Origin of the sequence: Streptomyces sp. NPDC058257, from assembly GCF_042881845.1 — a bacterium.
Lineage (GTDB): Bacteria > Actinomycetota > Actinomycetes > Streptomycetales > Streptomycetaceae > Streptomyces.
Window position 1 is genome coordinate 954,496 of sequence record NZ_JBHVXJ010000001.1, and the last position, 23,621, is coordinate 978,116.

A 23,621-nucleotide genomic window follows, 5' to 3' on the forward strand; every position below is an offset into this window, starting at 1 on the left:
CATGAGCCTCACTGTCACCACTTGGTCCCTGGAGCAGACCGCTCCCGGCGATCTGCGGCCGGCCGCCGCTCCCGACGGCGACGTCACGATCGTCCGGGCCGAGATCCCCTCCCCCGAGTTCAGCCGCTTCCTTTACGCCTCCGTCGGCGGCGACATCCGCTGGATCGACCGGCTCTCCCTCACTTACGCGCAGTGGCAGGAGCATCTGACGAAGCCCGGCGTCGAGACCTGGGTCGCGTACGACAAGGGGACGCCCGCCGGGTATGTGGAGCTGGCGGCGCGGGATGACGGTGACGTCGAGGTCGTGTACTTCGGGCTCATCCCCGCCTTCCGGGGGCGGCGGATCGGCGGGCACCTGCTCTCGTACGGGGTGCGGCGGTCCTGGGACCTGGCCGAGCGGTGGCCGGAGCTGCCCTCGACCAAGCGGGTGTGGGTGCACACCTGCTCCAAGGACGGGGAGCACGCGATGGACAATTACCTGCGGCGCGGTTTCAAGCTGTTCGACACGGAGGTCTCGCAGGAGCGGGACGTACCTACGCCTGGACCCTGGCCCGGGGCGTAGCGCAGCGCTCCGCGCGGGGGGTGCGATATTTGACTGCGGGTCCGGTTGTGGCTGGGCGCGCAGTTCCCCGCGCCCCTTCAGGGCGCCCTCACTGGTCCAGGGATGAGTGATCGAAGCCACACTATCTCGCATCGCGAGACCGACACGTCCACATTCTGGATAATGGTGGACTGGGCCGAAAGTCCCGTGACACGCTTCCGTCATGGATCGCACTGGAATTGCCTTGGTGAGTCGACGCCACGTCGATCTCTGCCGCATGTCCAGCGCCATGTGTCCGGCGAGCTGACAGCACCAGCGCCGACGACTTCCCTTTCCTGACCACCCTATTGCGCACCGCCGCGCCTCCTGCGCGAAGTGTGCAGGTCAGCCCAGCCCTCAGCCCGCCTTGAAGGACGTATAGCCATGGCTGCCACCCCTGAAAAACCCACGACTGCCGCGCCCCGGCGCAAGGCGAGCCGTCACCGTGGTGAGGGCCAGTGGGCCGTTGGCCACTTCACGCCACTGAACGGCAACGAACAGTTCAAGAAGGATGACGACGGTCTCAATGTGCGGACACGCATTGAGACGATCTACTCCAAGCGCGGGTTCGATTCCATCGACCCGAACGATCTTCGCGGGCGTATGCGCTGGTGGGGGCTGTACACCCAGCGTCGGCAGGGCATCGACGGCGGCAAGACCGCGATCCTGGAGCCGGAAGAGCTGGACGACGAGTACTTCATGCTGCGGGTGCGGATCGACGGCGGGCGGCTCACCACCGAGCAGCTGCGCGTCATCGGCGAGATCTCGCAGGAGTTCGCACGCGGGACCGCCGACCTCACCGACCGGCAGAACGTGCAGTACCACTGGATCCGCATCGAGGACGTACCCGAGATCTGGGAGCGGCTCGAAGCCGTGGGGCTCTCCACGACCGAGGCCTGCGGTGACACGCCCCGCGTCATCCTCGGTTCGCCCGTCGCCGGTGTCGCCGAGAACGAGATCATCGACGGCTCCCCCGCCATCGACGAGATCCAGCGTCGCTTCATCGGCAACCCGGAGTTCTCGAACCTGCCGCGCAAGTTCAAGACGGCGATCTCCGGATCGCCGCAGCTGGACGTCGCGCACGAGATCAACGACATCGCGTTCGTCGGGGTCGACCACCCCGAGCACGGCCCCGGCTTCGACCTCTGGGTCGGCGGCGGGCTCTCCACCAACCCGAAGCTGGGCGTGCGGCTCGGTGCGTGGGTACCGCTGGACGAGGTGCCCGAGGTGTGGACCGGCGTCATCGGCATCTTCCGTGACTACGGCTACCGCCGCCTTCGCACCCGCGCCCGGTTGAAGTTCCTCGTCGCCGACTGGGGCCCGGAGAAGTTCCGGCAGATCCTTCAGGACGAGTACCTCAAGCGCGAGCTCGTCGACGGACCCGCGCCCGAGCAGCCCGCCGGAACCTGGCGCGACCACCTCGGCGTGCACAAGCAGAAGGACGGCCGCTTCTACGTCGGCTTCGCCCCCCGCGTCGGCCGTGTGGACGGCACGACGCTGACGAAGATCGCCGAGGTCGCCGCAGCCCACGGCTCGGGCCGTCTGCGGACCACCGCCGAGCAGAAGATGATCGTGCTCGACGTCGAGGAGTCGCAGGTCGAGTCGCTAGTGGCGGGGCTCGAAGCCCTTGATCTGCGGGTGACCCCCTCTCCCTTCCGCCGCGGCACCATGGCCTGCACCGGCATCGAGTTCTGCAAGCTCGCGATCGTCGAGACCAAGGCGCGCGGCGCCTCGCTCATCGACGAACTGGAGCGCCGCATCCCGGAGTTCGACCAGCCGATCACCATCAACGTCAACGGCTGCCCGAACGCCTGCGCCCGTATCCAGGTCGCCGACATCGGCCTCAAGGGCCAGCTCGTCCTGGACGGCGAGGGCAACCAGGTCGAGGGCTTCCAGGTGCACCTGGGTGGCGCGCTGGGCCTGGAGGCCGGGTTCGGCCGCAAGGTCCGCGGCCTGAAGGTCACTTCGGCCGAGCTGCCCGACTACGTCGAGCGGGTCCTGACCCGGTTCCAGGAGGAGCGCGCGGACGACGAGCGCTTCGCCACCTGGGTCGCCCGCGCCAGCGAGGAGGCACTGAAGTGAGCGAGCGTGCCGCGCCCTTCCACTGCCCCTACTGCGGTGACGAGGACCTGCGCCCCAACGAGACCGGTCACGGCGCGTGGGAATGCGCCGCGTGCAATCGAGCCTTCCAGTTGAAGTTCCTCGGGCTGCTCGCCCAGGGAGTTCAGCGCAACAGCGGTGGAGGGGAAGAGATATGACGGCCGTTCAGGCTCAGGAGCAGCGTACGGGCGACGAGTTGAAGGCTCTCGCCGAGCAGGCCGGGCGGGATCTGGAAGACGCGTCCGCCCTTGAGATCCTCCGGTGGGCGCTCGACACCTTCGGTGAGCGCTTCTGCGTGACCTCCTCCATGGAGGACGCCGTCGTCGCCCATCTCGCCTCGCGGGCCCGCCCCGGTGTGGACGTCGTGTTCCTCGACACCGGCTACCACTTCCCCGAGACCATCGGCACCCGCGACGCGGTCGCCGCCGTGATGGACGTCAACGTCATCACGCTCACGCCGAAGCAGTCGGTCGCCGAGCAGGACGCCGAGTTCGGCGCGAAGCTGCACGACCGCGACCCGGACCTGTGCTGCGCCATGCGGAAGGTCAAGCCCCTTGAGGAGGGCCTGACTTCGTATGCCGCGTGGGCGACGGGCCTGCGTCGCGACGAGTCCCCGACCCGGGCCGATACCCCGGTCGTCGGCTGGGACGAGAAGCGCCAGAAGGTCAAGGTCTCGCCGATCGCCCGCTGGACGCAGGACGACGTGGACGCCTACGTCGACGAGCACGGTGTCCTCACCAACCCCCTCCTCATGGACGGCTACGGCTCCGTGGGCTGCGCGCCCTGCACCCGCCGCCTCCTGGAGGGCGAGGACGCCCGCGCCGGGCGCTGGTCGGGCAACGCCAAGACCGAGTGCGGGATCCATTGATGACAGAGCCTCAGCGGACCGGGCCTCAGCAGGCCACCGGTCCCCGGAACGCATCGGAGAAGCACGTGAGCACCGGAGCCACCATCTGGCTCACAGGGCTGCCCAGCGCGGGCAAGACCACCATCGCGTACGAACTCGCGGACAAGCTGCGCGGTGAGGGCCACCAGGTGGAGGTGCTCGACGGCGACGAGATCCGCGAGTTCCTCTCGGCGGGCCTCGGCTTCAGCCGCGCGGACCGGCACACCAACGTGCAGCGCATCGGCTTCGTCGCCGAACTGCTCGCCCGTAACGGCGTGAAGGTCCTGGTGCCGGTGATCGCGCCGTTCGCGGACAGCCGTGAGGCGGTGCGGGGACGCCACCAGAAGGGCGGCACGCCCTACCTGGAGGTCCACGTGGCCACGCCGGTCGAGGTCTGCTCCGTACGCGACGTGAAGGGCCTGTACGCCAAGCAGGCGGCCGGCGAGATCTCCGGTCTCACCGGGGTCGACGACCCCTACGAGGCGCCCGAGTCACCCGATCTGCGCATCGAGTCCCAGGACCAGACCGTGCAGGAGTCCGCGGCGGCCTTGCGCGCGCTGCTCATCGAAAGGGGTCTGGCATGACGACCACCGTGGCCACCGTGAGCGAGGGCACCGACAGCCCGTACGCCCTCAGCCACCTGGACTCCCTGGAGTCCGAGGCGGTGCACATCTTCCGCGAGGTGGCGGGGGAGTTCGAGCGGCCGGTGATCCTGTTCTCCGGCGGCAAGGACTCGATCCTCATGCTGCACCTGGCGCTCAAGGCCTTCGCCCCCGCGGCGATTCCCTTCTCGCTCCTGCACGTCGACACCGGGCACAACTTCCCCGAGGTCCTGGCGTACCGCGACCGTGTGGTCGCCGAGCACGGGCTTCGTCTGCACGTCGCCTCCGTGCAGGACTACATCGACGCGGGCAAGCTGCGCGAGCGCCCCGACGGCACCCGCAATCCGCTGCAGACCGTCCCGCTCACCGAGAAGATCCAGAACGAGAAGTTCGACGCGGTGTTCGGCGGCGGGCGACGGGACGAGGAGAAGGCGCGCGCCAAGGAGCGGGTGTTCTCCCTGCGGGACGAGTTCTCGCAGTGGGACCCGCGCCGCCAGCGCCCCGAGCTGTGGCAGCTCTACAACGGCCGCCACGCCCCCGGCGAGCACGTCCGCGTCTTCCCGATCTCCAACTGGACCGAGCTGGACGTGTGGCAGTACATCGCCCGCGAGGGCATCGAGCTCCCCGAGATCTACTTCGCGCACGAGCGGGACGTCTTCCAGCGCTCGGGCATGTGGCTGACCGCCGGTGAATGGGGCGGCCCCAAGGACAGCGAGACGACTCAGAAGCGGCTCGTCCGCTACCGCACGGTCGGCGACATGTCCTGCACCGGCGCCGTCGACTCCGACGCCACCACGCTGGACGCCGTCATCACCGAGATCGCCGCTTCGCGACTGACCGAGCGCGGCGCCACCCGCGCCGACGACAAGATGTCCGAGGCAGCGATGGAAGACCGCAAGCGCGAGGGGTACTTCTAAACATGACCAGCACCACCGAACCCGACAAGGCGCAGCCGCTCTCCAACGAGCAGCTGTCGGCCACCACCCTGCTGCGGTTCGCCACCGCCGGGTCCGTCGACGACGGCAAGTCCACCCTCGTGGGACGGCTCCTGCACGACTCCAAGTCCGTCCTCACCGACCAGCTCGAAGCCGTGGAGCGCGCCTCCGCAAGCCGCGGCGCCGAGGCCCCCGACCTGGCGCTGCTCACCGACGGCCTGCGGGCCGAGCGCGAGCAGGGCATCACCATCGACGTGGCGTACCGGTACTTCGCGACGCCCCGGCGCCGGTTCATCCTCGCCGACACCCCGGGCCACGTGCAGTACACCCGGAACATGGTCACCGGCGCATCGACGGCGGACCTCGCCGTGGTCCTCGTGGACGCCCGCAACGGCGTCATCGAGCAGACCCGCCGGCACGCCGCCGTCGCTGCGCTGCTGCGCGTCCCGCACGTCGTGCTCGCCGTGAACAAGATGGACCTCGTGGAGTACGAGGAGACGGTCTTCGCGAAGATCGCCGAGCAATTCACCGCGTACGCGAGCGAGTTGGGCGTACCGGAGATCACCGCGATCCCGATCTCGGCGCTGGCCGGCGACAATGTCGTCGAGCCGTCCTCCAACATGGACTGGTACGGCGGCCCCACCGTCCTGGAACACCTGGAGACGGTCCCGGTCAGCCACGACCTGACCTCCTGCCACGCGCGCCTGCCCGTCCAGTACGTGATCCGTCCGCAGACCGCCGAGCACCCCGACTACCGGGGCTACGCGGGACAGATCGCGGCGGGCACCTTCCGCGTCGGCGAGTCCGTGACCGTGCTGCCCTCGGGCAAGACGTCGAAGATCGCCGGCATCGACCTGCTCGGCGAGCCGGTGGACGTCGCCTGGACGCCGCAGTCCGTGACGCTGCTCCTGGAGAGCGACATCGACATCGCGCGCGGCGATCTGATCGTGCCGAGCGGCGACCAGCCGCCGATCTCGCAGGACCTCACGGCGACGGTCTGTCATGTCGCGGACACCGCCCTTGCCGTCGGTCAGCGGGTGCTGCTCAAGCACACCACCCGCACGGTCAAGGCGATCGTCAAGGACATCCCCTCGCGGCTCACCCTGGACGACCTCTCCCAGCACCCGGCACCCGGAGAGCTGGTCGCCAACGACATCGGCCGCGTCGTCATCCGCACCGCCGAGCCGATCGCGGTCGACTCGTACGCCGCCTCGCGCCGCACCGGCTCCTTCCTCCTCATCGACCCGGCCGACGGCACGACGCTCGCGGCGGGCATGGCGGGCGACGCGTTCGCCGAGACGGCCGAAGAAGCCAAGAAGGTCGCGGACGACGAGGGTTGGGACTTCTGACATGATCTCGATCGACTATTTCTCGACCTTCGCGAAGGAGGGCGGCCGTGTCGGCAGCGGTGCCCTCGGCAGCGGACAGGGCGGGGTCGGGCGATGTCCCGACGTGACGCTTCCAACGGGGCGGAAGCACGCGCACCGCTTGCGCGCCCACGCCCCCAGCGAGTTCGACCTGCGAAGACGAAAACCTGCCGATCTCCCGGCCACGCCCTGACGGCGTGAGAGCCGGGCCAACGAGGGGACCACCTCCCGTGCCTGCCAGCTTCCGCGCACCACGTACCACCGGCGGCCGCCGTGCCCTTGCCGCCGTCACCGCCCTGCCACTGCTTGCCGTAGTGCTCACCTCCTGCGGCTACGGATCCGACTCGAAGGACGAGAACGACAAGGCGGAGGTGGCTTCCGGCGCCAAGAAGATCGAGGGCCTCGACGAGGTGAAGATCGGGTACTTCCCGAACCTCACGCACGCCACCGCCCTGGTCGGCGACCAGGAGGGCCTGTTCCAGAAGGAACTGGGCGCGACGAAGGCCAAGTACACGCAGTTCAACGCGGGCCCTTCGGAGATCGAGGCACTGAACTCGAAGTCCATCGACATCGGCTGGATCGGCCCGTCGCCCTCGATCAACGGCTACACCAAGTCCCAGGGCAAGAACCTGCGCATCATCGGCGGCTCGGCTTCCGGTGGCGTGAAGCTGGTGGTCAACCCCAAGAAGATCAAGTCCCTGGACGACGTCAAGGGCAAGAAGATCGCGACGCCTCAGCTCGGCAACACCCAGGACGTGGCCTTCCTCAACTGGGTCAAGGAAAAGGGCTGGAAGGTCGACGCGGAGAGCGGCAAGGGCGATGTCTCGGTGGTCCGCACCGACAACAAGATCACCCCTGACGCCTACAAGTCCGGCTCCATCGACGGTGCCTGGGTGCCCGAGCCGACCGCGTCGAAGCTGGTCGCCGAGGGCGGCAAGACCATCCTCGACGAGTCCGACCTGTGGCCGGACAAGAAGTTCGTGATCACGAACATCATCGTGTCGCAGTCGTTCCTCAAGGAGCACCCGAAGGTCGTCGAGGCCGTCCTGCGCGGTTCGGTGAAGACCAACCAGTGGATCAAGGACAACCCCGAGAAGGCGAAGGCCTCCGCCAACGCGTCCCTCAAGGAGGCGTCCGGCAAGGAGCTGCCGCCCGAGGTCATCGACCCGGCGTGGAAGTCCATCCAGACCACGGACGACCCGCTGGCCGCCACGCTCGACACCGAGGCGGAGCACGCGGTCAAGGCCGGCCTCCTGGACAAGCCGAACCTCAAGGGCATCTACGACCTGAAGCCCCTGAACAAGGTCCTCAAGGCCGAGGGCAAGTCCGCCGTCGACGACGCCGGTCTCGGCGTCAAGTAACCCCGGCATCCGACCAGTTCCCAGGAGGTGACGACCATGGCGACGACCCTCGCCAAGGCGGCCGACGACACCGCGGTGGCCGAGCACGCGGCCCGGATCGAGCATGTCTCGAAGTCCTTCGCCACACCCGCCGGGCAGCAGCTCGTCCTGGACGACATCACGCTCGATGTCGCTCAAGGCGAATTCGTCACGCTCCTGGGGGCCTCGGGCTGCGGCAAGTCGACGCTGCTCAATCTGGTGGCCGGGCTCGACAAGCCGTCGGCGGGCGACATCGTCACCGACGGCCGCCCCGCCCTGATGTTCCAGGAGCACGCGCTGTTCCCGTGGCTGACCGCGGGCAAGAACATCGAGCTCGCCCTGAAGCTGCGCGGCGTCGCGAAGACGGAGCGGCGCGAGCGGGCCGAGGAACTCCTCGGCCTCGTACGGCTCCAGGGGGCGTACGGCAAGCGGGTGCACGAGCTGTCCGGCGGCATGCGCCAGCGTGTGGCCCTTGCCCGCGCGCTCGCGCAGGACAGCAAGATCCTCTTGATGGACGAGCCGTTCGCGGCGCTCGACGCGATCACACGTGACGTCCTGCACGACGAGCTGACCCGTATCTGGCGCGAGACGGACGTCTCCGTCCTCTTCGTCACGCACAACGTGCGCGAGGCCGTCCGCCTCGCCGAGCGCGTCGTGCTCCTCTCGTCGCGTCCGGGCCGGGTGGCGCACGAGTGGCGGGTCGACATCCCCCACCCGCGCCGTATCGAGGACTCCGCGGTCGCGGAACTGTCCGTCGAGATCACCGAACAACTGCGTGGGGAGATCCGCCGACATGGCCAGCACTGACACCCCGGTCGACAAGGCCGATGTCGACAAGGCCAAGAGCGACAGCGGCCAGGACCTGGCCGGTCTGGAGGCGGGCCTCGACGCCCTGGACGCGGTCCAGACCCGGCGCACGCCCTTCCGTCAGACCTTCGTCCAGAAGGTCCTGCCGCCGATAACCGCAGTCCTGCTCGTCCTGGTCGTCTGGCAGATCCTGGTGTGGACGAAGACCACCGACACCTACAAGCTGCCGCCGCCCGCCGACGTCTGGCACGAGGTGCAGGACGCCTGGTTGCAGGGCACGCTCCTGGAGTACATCTGGACGTCCGTCTCGCGTGGTCTCCTCGGCTTCCTGATGGCGCTCGTGATCGGTACGCCGCTGGGTCTGATCGTGGCCCGGGTGCGGTTCATCAGGGCCGCGATCGGTCCCATCCTGTCCGGTCTGCAGTCGCTGCCGTCGGTGGCGTGGGTGCCGCCGGCCGTGATCTGGCTCGGGCTCAACGACCAGATGATGTACGCGGTGATCCTGCTCGGCGCGGTCCCCTCGATCGCCAACGGCCTGGTCGCGGGCGTCGACCAGGTGCCGCCGCTCTTCCTGCGGGCGGGCCGCACCCTGGGGGCGACGGGGCTGCGCCACACCTGGCACATCGTGATGCCGGCGGCGCTGCCCGGCTATCTGGCGGGCCTGAAGCAGGGCTGGGCGTTCTCGTGGCGCTCGCTCATGGCCGCGGAGATCATCGCGCAGTCACCCGACCTGGGCATGGGGCTCGGCCAGCTCCTTGAGGCGGGCCGCACGAACAGCAGCATGGCGCAGGTGTTCTTCGCGATCCTTCTCATCCTCATCGTCGGCATCGCCATCGACCTGCTGATATTCAGCCCCCTTGAGCGGCGCGTCCTGCGCAGCCGCGGACTCCTCGTGAGGAGCTGACCCACCATGTTCGGCCGCCCCGTCCACACCGTCCGTCCCGTCCTGTTCGTCATCGCCCACGGCAGCCGCGATCCGCGGCATGCCGAGACGGTGCGCGCCCTGGTGCGACGGGTGCGGGAGCAGCGGCCGGGGCTGCGGGTGGAGACGGGCTTCCTCGACTTCAACTCGCCCTCGGTCCCCGAGGTCCTTCAGTCCCTGGACGCCGAGGGCATACGCGACGTGATCGCGCTGCCGCTGCTCCTCACCCGGGCGTTCCACGCGAAGTCGGACATCCCGGCGGCCCTGAGCCAGGCGCCGTCCCGGCTCCGCATCCGGCAGGCGGGGGTGCTCGGCCCCTCGCCGCTGCTCCTGACCGCGCTGGACCAACGCCTTTACGAGGCGGGGCTCACCCCCGCCGACAAGTCCTCGACCGGGGTCGTTCTTGCCTCGGCGGGGTCATCGGACCCGGAGGCGATCGCAGTGATCGCTGAAATCGCGCGGGAGTGGCGGCACACCGGTTGGTGCGCCGTGCGGCCTGCGTTCGCCTCCGCATCTCTGCCCCGCACGGAGGACGCCGTGCGAGAGCTGCGCGAACTGGGTGTGGGCAGGGTGGCGGTGGCGCCCTATGTCATCGCGCCCGGTTTTCTGCCGGACCGCATCGCGCGGGGCGCCGCCGAAGCGGACGTCTCGGCCGAAGTCCTCGGCCCCTCCGCCGGGTTGGCGCGGCTGCTCGTGCGGCGCTACGACGAGGCATGTTCCGAGTCCGGTGTGGTCGGGCGTATGGCGCGGGTTCCCGTGCTGGCTTAGTTTGTGGGGTCATGACCCTCACCAGATCCCGCACTCTCTGGCTGCGGACCGAGCCCCTGCACGCAGTGATCTACTTCGAGGAGCGCTGCCGCGATCTGGGCAGGTCCCTTGGCCTCAAAGGCTTCTGGATGGGCTACTTCGCGGCCCGTACGGCTCCCATGGGCCCGATCGAGGCGGGTCCCGCCACGGCCTCGCTCGGCGTCTTCGCCCCCACCATGGTGGAGCGGGCCCTGCCCTCCGCCTGGCAGTACGCGTCGCCCGGGCGGATAGTGGAGGAGCGCGCGGCCTGCACCGCACGGGCCCTGCGCGCCCTCGTGCCGGACATCGAGGACCAGGCCATCGCCCTCTGTCCGCCCCTCGCGGCCATGGTCGAGGACGCGCCGTCGCTGTCCCGCCCGCTGTTCGCGGCGAACCGTGACGTGAGCGAGCGGGCCGATCCGGTGCAGCGGCTGTGGCAACTGGTCACCTGCGTACGCGAATTCAGGGGGGACGCCCATGTCTCCGTACTCGCCGACCACGGCCTCGACGCCTGCGAGGCGGTGGTGCTCGCCGCCGCCACGGGCCGTGTGGACCCGGACACCATCCGGCATGACCGGGGGTGGGGCGAACAGGAGTGGGCGCACGCGATGGACCGGCTGCGCGGGCGCGGCCTCCTCGACGGGGACGGTCACATCACCGAACACGGCCGCACGGAGCGGGAGTCGGTCGAGGACGCGACGGACCGTCTGTCGGCCCGTTTGCTGCGCCCGCTCGCCGCGCGGGACGCGGACACGCTCCTGGCCGCCCTCGAACGTCCGGTGCGGGAGATCCTCGCGGCGGACCTCATTCCCTTCCCCAACCCCATCGGGCTGCCGCGCCCCACGGGCTGAGCGGGTTGAGAGGGTTGAGTGTTTCGAGCGGATTGGGCGGGCTGCGCCAATCCGGTTGCCGAATCACCGCGCGTGGCCCTACCGTCACGCCGATGACCCCCGTACTCCGTTCCGAGCGCCTGAACCTGTCCCCTTATGCCGCCACCGACGAGGAGCAGTTCGTCTCGCTCCTCCAGGACGAGGCCAGGGGCCGCTGGTTCGGGGACGGGACGCAGAGCGTGGAGCAGACCCATGCGCTGTTCCGCCGGATCTTCGGCCTCGTGTACGCCGAGAGCCAGTTCCCGATCTGGGCTGTGCGGCACGAGGGACGCTATATAGGCCACGCGGAGATAAAGCCGTCCCCCGAGAGCTGGCTCGACGGGCACGAGATCGTCTGCGGCCTCTTCCGTGGCAGCTGGGGGATGGGTCTGGGCACAGAGCTCGGTCAACTGCTCACCTCGTACGGCCATGAGACTCTGGCCCTGTCCGAGGTGCACGCGACCGTGGACTCGGAGAACATCGCGCCCATCACCGTCCTCAAGCGCCTCGGCTTCACCCAGGGCCGCACAGTCGCGGAGGACAACGGCCGCACCACGCTTCTGATGACCTCGGTGCAGCTCAGCTGAAGTCGAGGCCCGTGGTGCGGGTGCGCTCGGCACCGTCCGGTTCGGCCCCGTGCTGCGGGCGATTCCGCGCGGCGACGACGCGGTGCGGCTCTTCGACAGCTTCCGGGGCCATTCGCCCTCCCTCCTGGCGGGCCATCTGCCTGGCCCGTCAGCCCGCCCTCTCCTCCGCCTCCGCCACCAGACCGAGGAGTTCCGGCACCGGCATCGACCCCGCGTCGCGGCGCTCCCGCGCGAACGCGTTCGCCACAGCCCGCAAGACGTCGTTCACCGGCGTCGGCACTCCGTGCAGACGGCCGAGCAGCACGATCTCGCCGTTGAGATAGTCCGCCTCGATGCTGCCCGTTCCCCGGCTCAGGCTCTGCCAGGACGAGCCGCCGCCGCGTTCCGAGCCCTCGAAGGGTTCCAAGCGGACGCGGTCGCCGCGGGTCTCCTTCTGTTCCTGCTCGCCCACCGCCTCGATGCCCGCGGCGGCAAGCACCGCCTCGCCCTCCGCGCGCGCCCGCCGATAGAGCGCGATGGCCTCGTTGCCGACGAGCGGCCCCGTGACCGCCTCGATGGAGTTGGCCAGATTGGCGAGCAGCTTCCCGTACTTCCAGCGCATCACGTCCGCCACTACGGGCGAGAGCAGCTTCGACTTCTCCAGGTCCGCGGAGATGAGACGGGCGGTGTCGTCCGTGCCCCTCGGATAGCGGCCGAGGTGCAGGATGCCCGTGTAGGGGGCGCCCGCCGCGGAGACCGAACCCGGCTCGACATGGGTCGCGGGCAGCCAGACGCACATCCCGTACACCCGACGGAAGCGGCGCAGCGCCATACGCTCGCTCTCCACGCCGTTCTGCGCGCAGACCAGCGGAAGGACCTCGCCGGCGGTCCCGCCGCCCACCACCGGACGCCCGCTCCAGGCGTCGAGGGCGGCTTCGCAGTCCTGTGTCTTCACGGCGAGGAAGAGCACGTCGTCCGCCCTCAACTCGCCGAGTTCATCGGGGTTCCGGACGACGGAGAGCCGGTGGGTCGCCGTCCCTTCGGGCGTTCTGACCCGCAGTCCGCTCTCCCGTACCGCCTCGTAGTGCGCGCCCCGCGCGACGAGGACCACGTCATGTCCGCTCTCGGCGAGGCGTCCGCCCACGGTGCCGCCGATCGCCCCTGCTCCCACGATGATGTAGCGCATGGAGCCGAGCCTCGCACACGGCACCGAGGAAGATCAGACTTCGGGCGGGGCGACTTCGCCGAAGGGCGTTCCCTGGTGGAACCAGAGCAGCCAGACGCCGTCGCACAGCCGCCACAGCGAACTCCGGTGGGCACTTCGGCCGTTGCTCTCGGTGTCGAAGGTCAGGTGCACCATGTCGTCGGCGAGCTGGACGCCCCGCATCCGGGAGGTCGTGATCGAGAGGCCGGTCCCGCCCGGGTCCGCGGACAGGGCCGTGATGATCGACGGCCGGTCCCAGTGGGTGCCCGAGACACCGAACTCGGTGAACTCCGGGTGCAGCAGCTCCCCGAGCAGCTCGGGCGACGCACGCACTTCGGGGGCGAGCAGCCGCAGTTCGGCCTCGACGGCCGCTTCGACGGCGGGCGTGCGGTCAGCCACGGGGCGGCTCCCGCGTCAGCTCCACCAGCTTGGCGACGGTGTTCCAGTTGCGGGATGTGGCGATGACGCCCTCGAACAGGGCGGGGCGCGAGAGGACCTCGCCCAGTTTCGAGCGGCCGAGCCCGTCAGGCGCGTAGAGATAGAGAGCGCGGTCGCCGAGCCGGAACTCCTCGGGCAGGAACGCCGCCGGGTCGATTTTGTCCAGCCGGGACGCGTCGACCGGCTCGGAGAAGTACGTGACGTGCAGCTGCTTGCCTTCGAGCGATGCCGCGGGGAAGGGGCAGGCGTCGGCGACCGCCTTCAAATACGCGCCGTCGCGCACCAGGACGTCCACGTCGAAGCCGAAATGCCGCTCGATGGCCTCGCTCACCCGCGCGGCCAGGGCGTCCTCGTCGGCGGCCGCACTGGTGAAGACCGCGTTGCCGCTCTGCAGATGGGTGCGTACGTCATCGAATCCGAGACCGGAGAGGAGAGTTCGCAACTCCCCCATCGGGAGCTTTCTCTTGCCGCCCACGTTGATGCCGCGCAGCAGCACCGCGTATGCCTTGACCGTCATCCGCACACCATAGGACGACCGCGAGACGGCCGCCGCGCCCCGTGGGGGTGGGCGCGGCGGCCGCCGGTCCGGTGGGTGTTGCTCAGCCGGGTGTTACGGGTCCTACAGGTCCTACGGGTCCCACAGGTCCTACTCGACGACCTTGAGCAGCTTGTTGGGCGTGCCCTGGCTCGGGTTGGAGATCTTGTCCGCGGTCGCTCCGTCGGTGAGCGCCTTGGAGACGGCGTCCGGCTTGGCGTCCGGGTGGGCGCCGAGGTAGACGGCGGCGGCACCCACGACGTGCGGGGTCGCCATCGACGTACCGGAGATGGTGTTGGTGGCGTCGTCACCCGTGTTCCAGTCGGACGTGATGTCCGAGCCCGGGGCGTAGATGTCGACGACCTTGCCGAAGTTGGAGAAGTCCGACTGCTCGTCGTCCTTGGTGGAGGAGGCGACCGTGATGGCCTCCTTCACGCGGGACGGGGAGCCCTGACCGGCGTCCGAGGACTCGTTGCCGGCCGCGACCGCGAAGGTGACGCCGGAGGCGATCGCCTTCTGGACCGCCGCGTCGAGCGCCTCGTCGGCGCCGCCGCCCAGGCTCATGTTGGCGACCGAGGGGCCCTTGTGGTTCTTGGTGACCCAGTCGATACCCGCGACGACCTGCTCGGTGGTGCCGGAGCCCTGGTCGTCGAGGACGCGGACCGCGACGATCTTCGCCTTCTTGGCGACACCGTGCGCCTCACCGGCGATGGTGCCCGCGACGTGCGTGCCGTGGCCGTTGCCGTCGTCCGCGTCGTCGTCGTTGTCGACGGCGTCGAAGCCGGACGTGGCGCGACCGCCGAAGTCCTTGTGGCTGACACGGACACCGGTGTCGATGACGTACGCCGTGGCACCCTCACCCGCCGCGTCGGGGTACGTGTACTTGCCGTCGCCCTTGGTGTCGTCCTGGTCGATGCGGTCGAGGCCCCACGACGGCGGGTCTTCCTGGGTGGCCTTGGTGCTGAACTTCTTGGACTGGACGACCTTGCCGACGGCCGGGTCGGCGGCCAGGCGCTTGGCGTCGGTCTCGCTGAGGCCCTGGGCCGAGAAGCCGTTGATCGCGGACGAGTAGTTCCGCTTCAGCTCGCCGCCGTACTCCTTGGCCAGGTCGGACTTGACGCCCTTGTCGGCCTTCTCGTCGAGCATGACGATGTAGCTGCCGGAGACGGCGCCCTTGGCGTCGGCTCCGTAGACCTTGCCCTCGGCGGGGGTTGCCGCGCCGGCGAACGAGGTGGCGAATACGGTGACGCCGACCGCGGTGGCCGTGGTGGCTATCGCCGCGACGAGCTTCACCGAGCGGGCACGCTTGTGATTTGCCATGAAGAGGGGTCTCCTCGTGGTGCTTGTGGGGGGATGTGGGGGGTTTCAAAACTTCACTGCGACGCCCCCTGAGATCCGGAAGATCTCCGGGCGTTGGGACGAAACCATGTCTGATTGACGCGCGCAGATCAATACCTACATACACCTGTGACTTGTTCAACAAGCTTCTGTAATAACAAATCGGGCCCCCGTCGGCAGATCGGACACCGCAGGGCTGAATCCCGTAAGTCGTCATAGATGTAAGGGGCTTGTGACGGTCGGGCCCCTTCCTTACGAGGAGGGGTCAGCCGCTCGCGCCGACGGATGGAGCGTCAGGCACCGATGGGCGGCCGTGATCACGGCCGCCGTCTTCGCGATCTTCGGGACGCTGCCCATGCGGTTCATGCGGTTCATGCAGCAGATGGGCGTCGGGGTCGCGGCGGCGGTCCTGATCAGCGCGGCGACCCTGATCGGCGCTGCGGTGATGCGCGGGGCACTGCTCCCGGCGGTGATGGCGCCGCTCGGGGAGCGGGTGCGGGCGGTGAGCGTGAGCGTGTGCGACTGACTGAACAAAAGCCCTCAGACGCCGGACGGGCTGAAGAGCTTCAGCCCGTCCGGCGTCTGAGGGTGCACTTGGCGAAGCCGGTGACCCCTACACCGCCGCCGAAGCCGTGGTCGAATTCGTGGTCGCGGTCGTGGTCGCGGTCGCGGCGGTGGTCGCGGCCAGGGCCTTGCGCTCCTCGAAGGAGTCGATCGTCCGCGTGAAGTCCCGCGTCGAGAGCAGCAGCTTGTAGATGATGGCCAGCTCGAAGACCAGGAGCAGCGCGCCGGAGACGATGGTCGCCGGAAGCACCACGTCGAACAGCGGGCCGATCATGAAGACGCCCATCTGGAACTCGATGCCGCTCACCAGGTGCGTACGGATCCGGTGCCGCAGCAGGAAGGAGCGCGCACGCAGATACGCGGGGAACTTGCCCCGGAACTCCTGGTGCAGGTCGATGATCTGTCGCTTGGGCGCGGGCGCGGCCCCCTCGGCCCCCTCGGTCTCCGGGGCCTCCGGGGTTTCCGGAACACCCATCTCCGACCGCGTCTTCTGCATGTCCTGCTCGATGTCGGCCTCGGGGTTCTCCCGGAGGAGGTCCTCCATGAAGGCCAGCTCGGCTTCGTTCTCGGCCCGGCGGGCCGCCCTCATGCGCACCTTGATCTGCTTGCGCATGGTGTGCCTGATCTTGAAGATCTCGAGCCCGTTGATGTAACGCAGCGTGTCGAGGGCGACCACGGCGACCGCGGCCCAGATATAGAAGGCATCCCCGGTGCGGTGGAACTGCCCGCCCATGAGGGCAACCGCACACGCCATGACTCGGATGCGGTCGAAGACGAAGTCGAGCCATGCGCCGAACACCGAACCGGTACCGGTGAGGCGGGCGACCTTTCCGTCCATGCAGTCCAGGATGAAGCTGAAGTGGTAAACGACGGCGCCGACGACCAGCCACTGCCAGTCACCCAGCGCGAAGAACGCCGCGGAGACGAGCCCCAACAGGAACGCGCCCCAGGTGATCTGGTTGGGCGTGATCCGGGTCCGCATCGCCGTCCACCGTACGAGCGGCGTGGCGACCGGATCGACGAGGACCACCGTCCACCAAGCGTCGCGCTTCTTCTGGGTGATACGGCGCACCTCGTCGAGGGGCGGTATGTCTCGTCGCATGGGGGTCAACTTCCTGGCGTTCGCGGAACGTTCATCTAACGCTAAGAAGATATTGGTTCAAGTAACAAGGACCCGGGCGTGCAACCTTTTGGCGGGGGTAATGGTCAAACAGGCAAGACGAGTCAATACCTATGCCAGAACCACCCTGCGTTACCTGAGCGTTATCGAATGACGGGGTCGTAACAAAAATGACCGGGATGTAACAGAAAGACTTCACGGAGCGTCACGCCGCGTCACACCCCGGCCAGTCGGACCCACCATCAGGCCTCGATCGCCGTCAGGCCCCCTTCGCCGTCATGCCCCCTTCGCCGTCATGCCTCCATCGCCATCAGGCCCCCACCGGCGTCACGCCCCGATCCGCCCGGGCGCCTTGGCGAGCTCCTCCTCGATCAGGTCCGCCGCCATTCTCGTGCCACCCTCCCCCGCCATCCCGGCCCGCACCTCGGCGAGGCGGCGCGCCACCTCCGGGTCGCCGGCCAGTCCGAGCACCGCCGCCCGCAAGGTCCGCGCCGTGGCCTCCTCCATCGGTACGTGCCGGGCCACCCCGAGCGCCTGGAGCATGTCCGCGTTGCCGAACTGATCGACGGCCTGCGGCACCGCGACCATCGGCGTCCCGGTGGCGAGCCCCTCCTGGCTGCCGCCCGCACCGGCGTGCGTGATGAAGGCATCGGCCTGCTTGAGGACCGCGAGCTGCGGCACCCACCGATGGACCTCCACGTTCGCGGGGACATCCCCCAGTTCACTCGTCTCGACGTGCTTGCCGATCTGGAGCACCACATGCCACCCGGGCAGATCCCCGAACGCCTTGGCGCACTCGCGGTAGAAGCCGGGCCGCTTGGTGAAGGACGAGCCGAGCGAGACGAGCAGCACCTTCTCCGCCCCGGCCGGACGCTGCCAGTCCCCCTGCGCCGAGCAGTCCCCCTGGCAGGCGCCGACGAACGTGTGCACCGTCTCATCGACCCGGTCGGCGTTGGGCTGGAGCGCCTTGGGTATCAGGACGAGCGAGCGCGGCGGGCGGCCGACGAAGGGATCGGGGTGCTGGGTCACTCCGTTCTCCTCCAGCCAGGCGTGGAAGCGCGCGTAGTAGGCCTGTCCGCGCCCGGTCTCCTTCAGCTCGGCGTACATCGGCTCCGAGACCTCTTCCTCGTACCCGTCCCAGGCCACGAGGTTCGGGGAGAGCGAGATCTCGGGCACGCCCCAGCGGCGGGCGAGGACGCGCGCGGGATAAGAGGTGATGTCGTGCAGGACGAGGTCCGGCTCATCGCCTTCGTACGCCGCCGCCAGCTGGGGCAGCGTCTCGATGCCCTCGGTGAGGAAGGGCTCGATGTTGTCGATCAGTTCGGTCCCCCAGGCCTCGGGGTCGTCGTCCGGGCCCGGCAGGGTCGTCTCGTAGAGGACGGGCTCGGCGCCGGTCTCGGCGACCTTCTCGGCGAAGAGCCGCGGGATCGCGTACGTGACGCGGTGACCGCGGGCGACGAGTTCACGGATCACTTCGAGGCTCGGGTTGACGTGCCCGTGCGCGGCGATCGAGAACATGGCGATGTGGGCACGCTGGCGAGTGGTCATGACCGGACCCTAAGCGAGACGAGACGTCTCGTGCAACCTTATTCGGGATCCCCGGCGTCACTCCGGGACGCCGCGTCGTTGTAGCGCAGCAGACACTCGGCGAACTTCTCCAGATCCGGCCCGCTCCACTCCGTGAGCCGCTCGTGGAAGGCGATCCTGCGCGCGTCGGTGACCTGCGAGAGGACTTCATTGCCCCGGTCGGTGAGGTGCAGCACATGCACGCGGTGATCGGTCGGATCGAGGCGGCGCTCCACGAGTCCGCTCTTCTCCAGCCCACCCACCTGCCTGCTGATCGTCGACTTGTCCAGCGTGTAGTGCGCCGCCAGATCAGTGGCCCGGCAACCGCCCTCGAACTCGAGGTGACTCAGGAGCGTGTACGACACGAGCGAAAGCTCGGGGTGCATCCGCGCGGCGGTGGCGCGGGCCCGCCGCGCGAATGCCGTCATCTCCCGCTGAATGATCTCGATGGACCCGTCTCGGTCGGCCACGATTTCTCCCTCTCCACGAATGGTTGTACAGTACAACACTGAGATTGTGTGTATATACCAACCATCCACGACTGCCCACCACCCGCTACCCGCTACCCGCTACCCGCTACCCGCTACCCGCTACCCGCTACCGATCTATCGCGAGAGGTCACCCGATGACCGCCACCTCGGCGCCCGCCCACAAGGCACACGCCGGCCCGGCACCCGCCTCCGGACCGCTCCGTCACGTCCTGCTCCACCTGCTGACACCCCTGCTGATGTGCCTCGGCATGGGTCTCGCCTACATGGGCGCGTTCGTCACGCCCGAGCCGCACGACCTGCCGATCGCCGTCGTCGGCTCGGGCGAGCAGACCCAGGCCCTCGCGCAGACCGTCAAGGACAAGGCGGGCGACGCCCTGGACGTACGGACCGTCGGCTCCCGTGCCCAGGCGGTCGACGAGCTCAAGTCGATGGACATCTCGGGGGCCTACCTCCCCGACGCCAAGACCCCCGAGGTCATCGTGGCCACCGCGGGCTCCGACATGAGCGCCATGGCGGTCGAGAAGATCTTCACTCCGGTCGCGGCCGAGCAGGGCGTCCCGCTGAAGGTCAGCGATGTCGCGCCGACCGTCGACGACGACCCCACGGGTCAGGGCCTGTTCTTCCTGCTCGTCGCGGTGAGCATCGGCTCGTACGCGTCGGTGGCGGCGCTCGGCGCCGCCGGGGCCGGGATGCGGATGCGGGCCCGTGCGGGGCTCGCCGCCGGTGTCTCGTTCGCCGTGAGCCTGATCGGCGCGGCGCTCGCCGGGCCCGTCTTCCATCTGGCGCACCAGGGGCTGTGGGGCGTCTGGGCCATGGCGTGGCTGTACTCGGCCGGCATCCTCTTCATCGGCATCGGACTGCATACGTTCCTGAAGCGCTGGACGACGCTGACCATGATGGTCCTCTTCGTCATGCTCAACTTCACGTCGTCCGGCGGTCTCTTCAGGCCGGAACTCCAGAACGGCTTCTTCGGCTCGCTGCACGCCTTCTGGAACGGCGCCGGGTTCGTCGAGGGCATCCGCGGCCATCTCTACTTCGGCGGGCAGGGTGTCGGCGGGCACGTCTGGACGCTGGCGGCCTGGCTGCTCGTGGGCCTCGCGGTCACGGGGATCGCGGCGCTGTGGGAACGGCGGCAGCGGGCGGCGGCGGCTCCGTCGTCCGATGCCGGGCGGGCGCGGGAGGAGCAGGTGGAACAGGAGGAGGAGATGGAGGAGTCGGTCGCGGTGTGACACCGCGGCCCCCGCGTACGGGTCCGTACGGTGTGACACCGCGGCCCCCCACGTACGGGTCCGTACGGTGTGACACTGCGCCCCCCCGCGTACGGGTCCGTACGCGGGGGCCGGGCAGGAGGTTCTAGCGCTGGTAGCGCGCGAGCACCAGGTTCCCGTCCTTCACCAGCCGTTTGCGCAGCTCGGCCAGGCCGATCGCCCCGCTGTAGTACTCCTGGAGCGCCGGTGTCGCCACCTTGTCCTTCCACTCCGCATAGCCGCGCACCGACTGCGCGGGTGCCGAACGGAGGTCCTTCGCGAGGGCGGTGCCCGCGGCCCAGTCGTTCTTCTGGGTGTGCAGGGCCGGATCCTTCAGCGCCTGCTCGCCCGTCGGCAGCATCCAGTCGCCGCGCGCGAGTTTCACCATGTTGTCCGGCTGCAGGAAGAAGTCGATGAACTCGGCCGCCTCCTTCTTGTGCGGGCTGTCCTCGGAGACGGACAGCGTCTGCGGACTGACGCCCTGCGCGAGCCCCTCCGATCCGGCCGGAGCGGGAAGCACCTGCCAGTCGAAGCCCTTGGGCGCCTGCTGGACGATCTGCTGACGGTAGGAGAAGCCGAGCGGGACCATCGCGTACTTCCCGCCGAAGAAGCCCGGCAGAGTGTCGGATCCGCCCATGCCCAGGGTCGTGCTCGACGCGCTCTTGTCGTCGTTGACCTGGTCGTGGACCGTACGCGGCATGACCTCGTCGGCCTTGTCGAAGCGGACGCCGACCTTGCCGTCCTCGCCCCGGTGGAACATGCGGCCGCCGGTGGAGAGCGAGAGGTTGAGCGTCGCGGAGACCGGCTCCTTGAGCGGCCAGGCCACCCCGTACTTCCCGTCCTTGCCGTCGCCGAGTTCCTTGGTGACCGACCGGAACTCCTGCCAGCTCCACGGCTTCTCGGGCGTGGGAATCCGCACGCCCGACTTCTTCAGCCACTTCGCGTTGGCGATCAGGACGCGGGGTTCCTGCAGGAAAGGCACTCCATAGACCTTGCCGTCAAAGGTCGTGGTCTCCCAACTGCGCCGCGGGATGTCGGACTTGAGCCGGTCGGGGAGCAGGTCCCCGATGTCCGCGAGATACCCGCCGTACGCGAAGTCGGCGAGGTCGTCCGACGCGTCATGGATGATGTCCGGAGCCTCGCCGCCCTCGAAGGAGGTGAGCAGCTGGTCGTGGACGCTGTCCCAGCTTCCCTGGCCGTACTCGACCTTGACGTCGGGGTGAGTGGCGTTCCACTCCTTGACGAGCGCCTTGTTGGCGTCGACTGACTCCTTCTGCCAGGCCAGGGACTGGAACTGAAGGGTGATCTTCCCGTCGTCGTCACCCGAGTCACCGCTGCAGCCGGTGAGCAGCAGCGTGAGGGCCACGGTGGCGGCGGTCGCGATACGTGGTGCCGCGCGCATCAGGCCTTCACCGCCCCTGCCAGCATGCCGCCCGTGATCCGCTTCTGGATGATCGCGAAGATGACGAGCGAGGGGAGGGTCGCGAGGAACGCCGCCGCGGCGAGCGGCCCGAGGTCCGCGACGCCCTCCGTACCGATGAAGCGGTTGAGGATGACCGGCAAGGTCTGCTTCTCCGGGGTCTTGAGCAGGACGAGTGCGAAGAAGAACTCGTTCCATGCGGTGATGAAGGCGAACATCGCCGTGGCGACGATGCCGGGGGCGAGCAGTGGCGCGACGACCGAGACGAACGCGCGCGCCTTGCTCGCGCCGTCGACCGCCGCCGCCTCCTCCAGCTCGGTGGGCACCGCGCGGACGTACCCGACGAGCATCCACAGCGCGAAGGGCAGCGACCACACCACGTACACCATGATCAGGCCGAGCAGTGAGTTGATCAGGTGCAGATTCTTCAGGATCAGGAACAGCGGAATGATGATCAGGACGAAGGGGAAAGCCTGACTGATCACCACCCAGCCCGTCGCCGCCTTCGAGACGCGATTGCGGTGCCGCGCCATGACGTACGCCATGGGGGTCGCGATGACGACCGCGATCAGGGACGCGCTGAGCGCCGCGACCAGGGAGTTGCCGGCGGCCTGGAGCAGCGGCTGCTCGTCGAAGGCCTGCCGGAAGTTCTCCAGGGTCGGGTCCTTGGGGATCCAGGTGGGGTGCAGACTGCCCAGTTCCCGCGCGGGCTTGAAGGCCGTGGAGATCAGCCAGAGGAACGGGAAGGCGAGGAAGACGAGATAGGCGGCGAGAGCCACGTACTGCGCGGCGCGCGTCGACTTCTTCGTACGTGTCATGACTCGTCGCCTCCCTTCAGGCGGCCGACGAGGTAGCAGGCGAGGATCACGGAGATCACCGCGACCATCACGCAGCCCATGGCCGCGGCATAGCCGAACTGGCCGTAGCGGAAGGCTTCTTCGTAGGCGAAGAGCATGGGGAGGCGGGTGCGGCCGCCGGGTCCGCCCTGGGTGAGGACGTAGACCAGGGCGAAGGAATTGAAGTTCCAGATGAAGTTGAGCGCCGTGATGGCCAGCGCGATCGGCTTGATCGCGGGCCAGGTGACGGTGCGGAAGCGGCGCCAGGCGCCCGCGCCGTCCATCGCGGCGGCTTCGTGCAGCTCGCGCGGGGTGTTCTGCAACCCGGCGAGCAGCGCGACGGTGGTCTGCGGCATACCGGCCCAGATGCCGACGACGATGACGGCGAAGAGCGCGGTGGCCGTCCCGGTCAGCCAGTCCTTGCCCTCCCCCAGGCCGAGGTTGGCGAGCGTCTGGTTCAGTACGCCCGCGTCCGGGTGGTAGACGAGCCGCCACATGATGCCGACGACCACCTCGGGCATCGCCCAGGGGATGATCGCCAGCGCCCGCGCCAGCCAGCGCATCCGCAACGGCTGGTTGAGCAGGAGAGCAAGGCCCATCGCGAGGAAGAACTGCGGCACGGTGACGCCGAACGCCCACAGCAGGCCGATCCGGAACGAGTCCCAGAACAGCGTGTCGTGCAGCAGGTCCGAGAAGTTGAGGGCGCCGACCCACTGGGTCGGTTCGGTGCGGCCCGACTGGGAGTCGGTGAACGCGAGCATGATGCCGTAGAGGAGCGGACCCACGCTGAGGACCAGGATCGGGATCAGCGCGGGGAGGACCAGGAACCAGGCGCCGTGGTCCGCTCCTCCGCGGGCGGACGCGCCTCTCGTTGACCGCTTCATTGCGGTCGCCAATGTCACGGAATCGGCTCCTTTGGGCGGCTCATCGGGGTTTGGCCGCCCACGCGGCCCCCGTCATCGTGCTGATGGGATCTGGATACGTCAAGCAGCTACGCAGGCCTCGCAGCCTCTTGGCCAGTGCGAATGGGAGACTGTGCCAGCAAACGTGGCGAACGGCGCGA

General features: G+C 68.9%; 25 protein-coding genes and 1 pseudogene. 16 read left to right on the plus strand and 10 right to left on the minus strand.

Translation table 11 applies throughout. The annotated features are described in order from the left end of the window. Window position 1: 1 nt before the first annotated feature. The 14 genes from ACFVXC_RS04120 to ACFVXC_RS04185 all read left to right on the plus strand — a co-directional run bounded on the left by ACFVXC_RS04120 (window position 2) and on the right by ACFVXC_RS04185 (window position 11,820). Complete coding sequence (locus ACFVXC_RS04120; protein ID WP_389901204.1) at window positions 2-562, plus strand: GNAT family N-acetyltransferase; 561 nt, start codon at window positions 2-4, stop codon at window positions 560-562. 202 nt (window positions 563-764) lie between these two features. After that, window positions 765-848: a putative leader peptide gene (locus tag ACFVXC_RS04125; protein ID WP_323178717.1), complete on the plus strand. Its 84-nt coding sequence runs from the start codon at window positions 765-767 to the stop codon at window positions 846-848. A gap of 116 nt (window positions 849-964) precedes the next feature. Beyond that, complete coding sequence (locus ACFVXC_RS04130; RefSeq protein WP_389901206.1) at window positions 965-2,662, plus strand: nitrite/sulfite reductase; 1,698 nt, start codon at window positions 965-967, stop codon at window positions 2,660-2,662. Continuing rightward, window positions 2,659-2,838: a hypothetical protein gene (locus ACFVXC_RS04135; protein WP_344518628.1), complete on the plus strand. Its 180-nt coding sequence runs from the start codon at window positions 2,659-2,661 to the stop codon at window positions 2,836-2,838. Before ACFVXC_RS04130 ends, ACFVXC_RS04135 begins: the two co-directional genes overlap by 4 nt. Continuing rightward, the gene (locus tag ACFVXC_RS04140; RefSeq protein ID WP_389901208.1) at window positions 2,835-3,548 is read left to right on the plus strand and encodes a phosphoadenylyl-sulfate reductase; all 714 of its coding nucleotides are present in this window, start codon (window positions 2,835-2,837) and stop codon (window positions 3,546-3,548) included. The genes ACFVXC_RS04135 and ACFVXC_RS04140 overlap by 4 nt, the downstream gene beginning before the upstream one ends. Beyond that, entirely contained in the window at window positions 3,548-4,150 is a 603-nt protein-coding gene (cysC, locus tag ACFVXC_RS04145; RefSeq protein WP_389901209.1) for an adenylyl-sulfate kinase, read from the plus strand. The genes ACFVXC_RS04140 and cysC overlap by 1 nt, the downstream gene beginning before the upstream one ends. Then, window positions 4,147-5,085, plus strand: coding sequence for a sulfate adenylyltransferase subunit CysD (gene cysD / locus ACFVXC_RS04150; RefSeq protein WP_389901211.1), 939 nt, complete (start codon window positions 4,147-4,149; stop codon window positions 5,083-5,085). The genes cysC and cysD overlap by 4 nt, the downstream gene beginning before the upstream one ends. A gap of 2 nt (window positions 5,086-5,087) precedes the next feature. Further along, the gene (locus tag ACFVXC_RS04155; protein ID WP_389901213.1) at window positions 5,088-6,452 is read left to right on the plus strand and encodes a sulfate adenylyltransferase subunit 1; all 1,365 of its coding nucleotides are present in this window, start codon (window positions 5,088-5,090) and stop codon (window positions 6,450-6,452) included. Between the two features lie 248 nt (window positions 6,453-6,700). Next, on the plus strand, window positions 6,701-7,831 hold the full coding sequence (locus tag ACFVXC_RS04160; protein ID WP_389901215.1) for an ABC transporter substrate-binding protein: 1,131 nt from the start codon (window positions 6,701-6,703) through the stop codon (window positions 7,829-7,831). A 36-nt stretch (window positions 7,832-7,867) separates the two neighbouring features. Then, entirely contained in the window at window positions 7,868-8,656 is a 789-nt protein-coding gene (locus ACFVXC_RS04165; RefSeq protein WP_389901217.1) for an ABC transporter ATP-binding protein, read from the plus strand. Beyond that, window positions 8,643-9,560 (plus strand): ABC transporter permease, encoded by a 918-nt coding sequence (locus ACFVXC_RS04170; protein WP_389901219.1) that lies wholly within the window; start codon window positions 8,643-8,645, stop codon window positions 9,558-9,560. Before ACFVXC_RS04165 ends, ACFVXC_RS04170 begins: the two co-directional genes overlap by 14 nt. A 6-nt stretch (window positions 9,561-9,566) precedes the next feature. After that, window positions 9,567-10,346, plus strand: coding sequence for a sirohydrochlorin chelatase (locus ACFVXC_RS04175; RefSeq protein ID WP_389901220.1), 780 nt, complete (start codon window positions 9,567-9,569; stop codon window positions 10,344-10,346). Window positions 10,347-10,357: 11 nt separating this feature from the next. After that, complete coding sequence (locus ACFVXC_RS04180) at window positions 10,358-11,215, plus strand: hypothetical protein (RefSeq protein ID WP_389901222.1); 858 nt, start codon at window positions 10,358-10,360, stop codon at window positions 11,213-11,215. Between the two features lie 92 nt (window positions 11,216-11,307). Beyond that, the gene (locus tag ACFVXC_RS04185; protein ID WP_389901224.1) at window positions 11,308-11,820 is read left to right on the plus strand and encodes a GNAT family N-acetyltransferase; all 513 of its coding nucleotides are present in this window, start codon (window positions 11,308-11,310) and stop codon (window positions 11,818-11,820) included. 148 nt (window positions 11,821-11,968) lie between these two features. Here the strand turns inward: ACFVXC_RS04185 and ACFVXC_RS04190 are convergent, their stop codons facing one another. From ACFVXC_RS04190 to ACFVXC_RS04205, 4 genes are all read right to left on the minus strand, one after another. After that, window positions 11,969-12,985 (minus strand): ketopantoate reductase family protein, encoded by a 1,017-nt coding sequence (locus tag ACFVXC_RS04190; RefSeq protein ID WP_389901225.1) that lies wholly within the window; start codon window positions 12,983-12,985, stop codon window positions 11,969-11,971. Window positions 12,986-13,018: 33 nt separating this feature from the next. Beyond that, a complete protein-coding gene (locus ACFVXC_RS04195) occupies window positions 13,019-13,402 on the minus strand; it encodes a DUF4440 domain-containing protein (protein WP_389901226.1) in 384 nt (127 codons plus the stop codon). Continuing rightward, complete coding sequence (locus ACFVXC_RS04200) at window positions 13,395-13,958, minus strand: DUF1697 domain-containing protein (protein ID WP_389901227.1); 564 nt, start codon at window positions 13,956-13,958, stop codon at window positions 13,395-13,397. Before ACFVXC_RS04200 ends, ACFVXC_RS04195 begins: the two co-directional genes overlap by 8 nt. Window positions 13,959-14,087: 129 nt before the next feature. After that, window positions 14,088-15,296: a S8 family serine peptidase gene (locus ACFVXC_RS04205; RefSeq protein ID WP_389901229.1), complete on the minus strand. Its 1,209-nt coding sequence runs from the start codon at window positions 15,294-15,296 to the stop codon at window positions 14,088-14,090. 325 nt (window positions 15,297-15,621) lie between these two features. Between ACFVXC_RS04205 and ACFVXC_RS04210 the strand changes: the two are divergent. Further along, window positions 15,622-15,807: pseudogene (locus tag ACFVXC_RS04210) on the plus strand (hypothetical protein); the annotation flags it as partial. Window positions 15,808-15,927: 120 nt separating this feature from the next. On the opposite strand, the gene ACFVXC_RS04215 reads toward ACFVXC_RS04210, so the two are convergent. The 3 genes from ACFVXC_RS04215 to ACFVXC_RS04225 form a co-directional block, all read right to left on the minus strand. Beyond that, window positions 15,928-16,980, minus strand: a complete 1,053-nt coding sequence (locus tag ACFVXC_RS04215) for a CDP-alcohol phosphatidyltransferase family protein (protein WP_389901231.1) — start codon at window positions 16,978-16,980, stop codon at window positions 15,928-15,930. A gap of 345 nt (window positions 16,981-17,325) precedes the next feature. Next, window positions 17,326-18,546, minus strand: a complete 1,221-nt coding sequence (gene mgt, locus ACFVXC_RS04220) for a macrolide-inactivating glycosyltransferase (protein ID WP_389901233.1) — start codon at window positions 18,544-18,546, stop codon at window positions 17,326-17,328. 38 nt (window positions 18,547-18,584) lie between these two features. Beyond that, window positions 18,585-18,992 (minus strand): MarR family winged helix-turn-helix transcriptional regulator, encoded by a 408-nt coding sequence (locus tag ACFVXC_RS04225; protein ID WP_389901576.1) that lies wholly within the window; start codon window positions 18,990-18,992, stop codon window positions 18,585-18,587. 197 nt (window positions 18,993-19,189) lie between these two features. Between ACFVXC_RS04225 and ACFVXC_RS04230 the strand changes: the two genes are divergently transcribed. Then, window positions 19,190-20,284 carry a hypothetical protein gene (locus ACFVXC_RS04230; RefSeq protein WP_389901234.1) on the plus strand — a complete coding sequence of 365 codons (1,095 nt, stop codon included), beginning with the start codon at window positions 19,190-19,192 and terminating at the stop codon, window positions 20,282-20,284. A gap of 124 nt (window positions 20,285-20,408) precedes the next feature. On the opposite strand, the gene ACFVXC_RS04235 is transcribed toward ACFVXC_RS04230, so the two are convergent. From ACFVXC_RS04235 to ACFVXC_RS04245, 3 genes are read right to left on the minus strand one after another with little or no spacing between them, the layout of a single operon-like run. Beyond that, window positions 20,409-21,704, minus strand: coding sequence for an ABC transporter substrate-binding protein (locus ACFVXC_RS04235; RefSeq protein WP_389901235.1), 1,296 nt, complete (start codon window positions 21,702-21,704; stop codon window positions 20,409-20,411). Further along, complete coding sequence (locus tag ACFVXC_RS04240; protein ID WP_389901237.1) at window positions 21,704-22,540, minus strand: carbohydrate ABC transporter permease; 837 nt, start codon at window positions 22,538-22,540, stop codon at window positions 21,704-21,706. The genes ACFVXC_RS04235 and ACFVXC_RS04240 overlap by 1 nt, the downstream gene beginning before the upstream one ends. After that, the gene (locus ACFVXC_RS04245; protein ID WP_389901239.1) at window positions 22,537-23,460 is read right to left on the minus strand and encodes a carbohydrate ABC transporter permease; all 924 of its coding nucleotides are present in this window, start codon (window positions 23,458-23,460) and stop codon (window positions 22,537-22,539) included. The genes ACFVXC_RS04240 and ACFVXC_RS04245 overlap by 4 nt, the downstream gene beginning before the upstream one ends. Window positions 23,461-23,621: the final 161 nt, after the last annotated feature.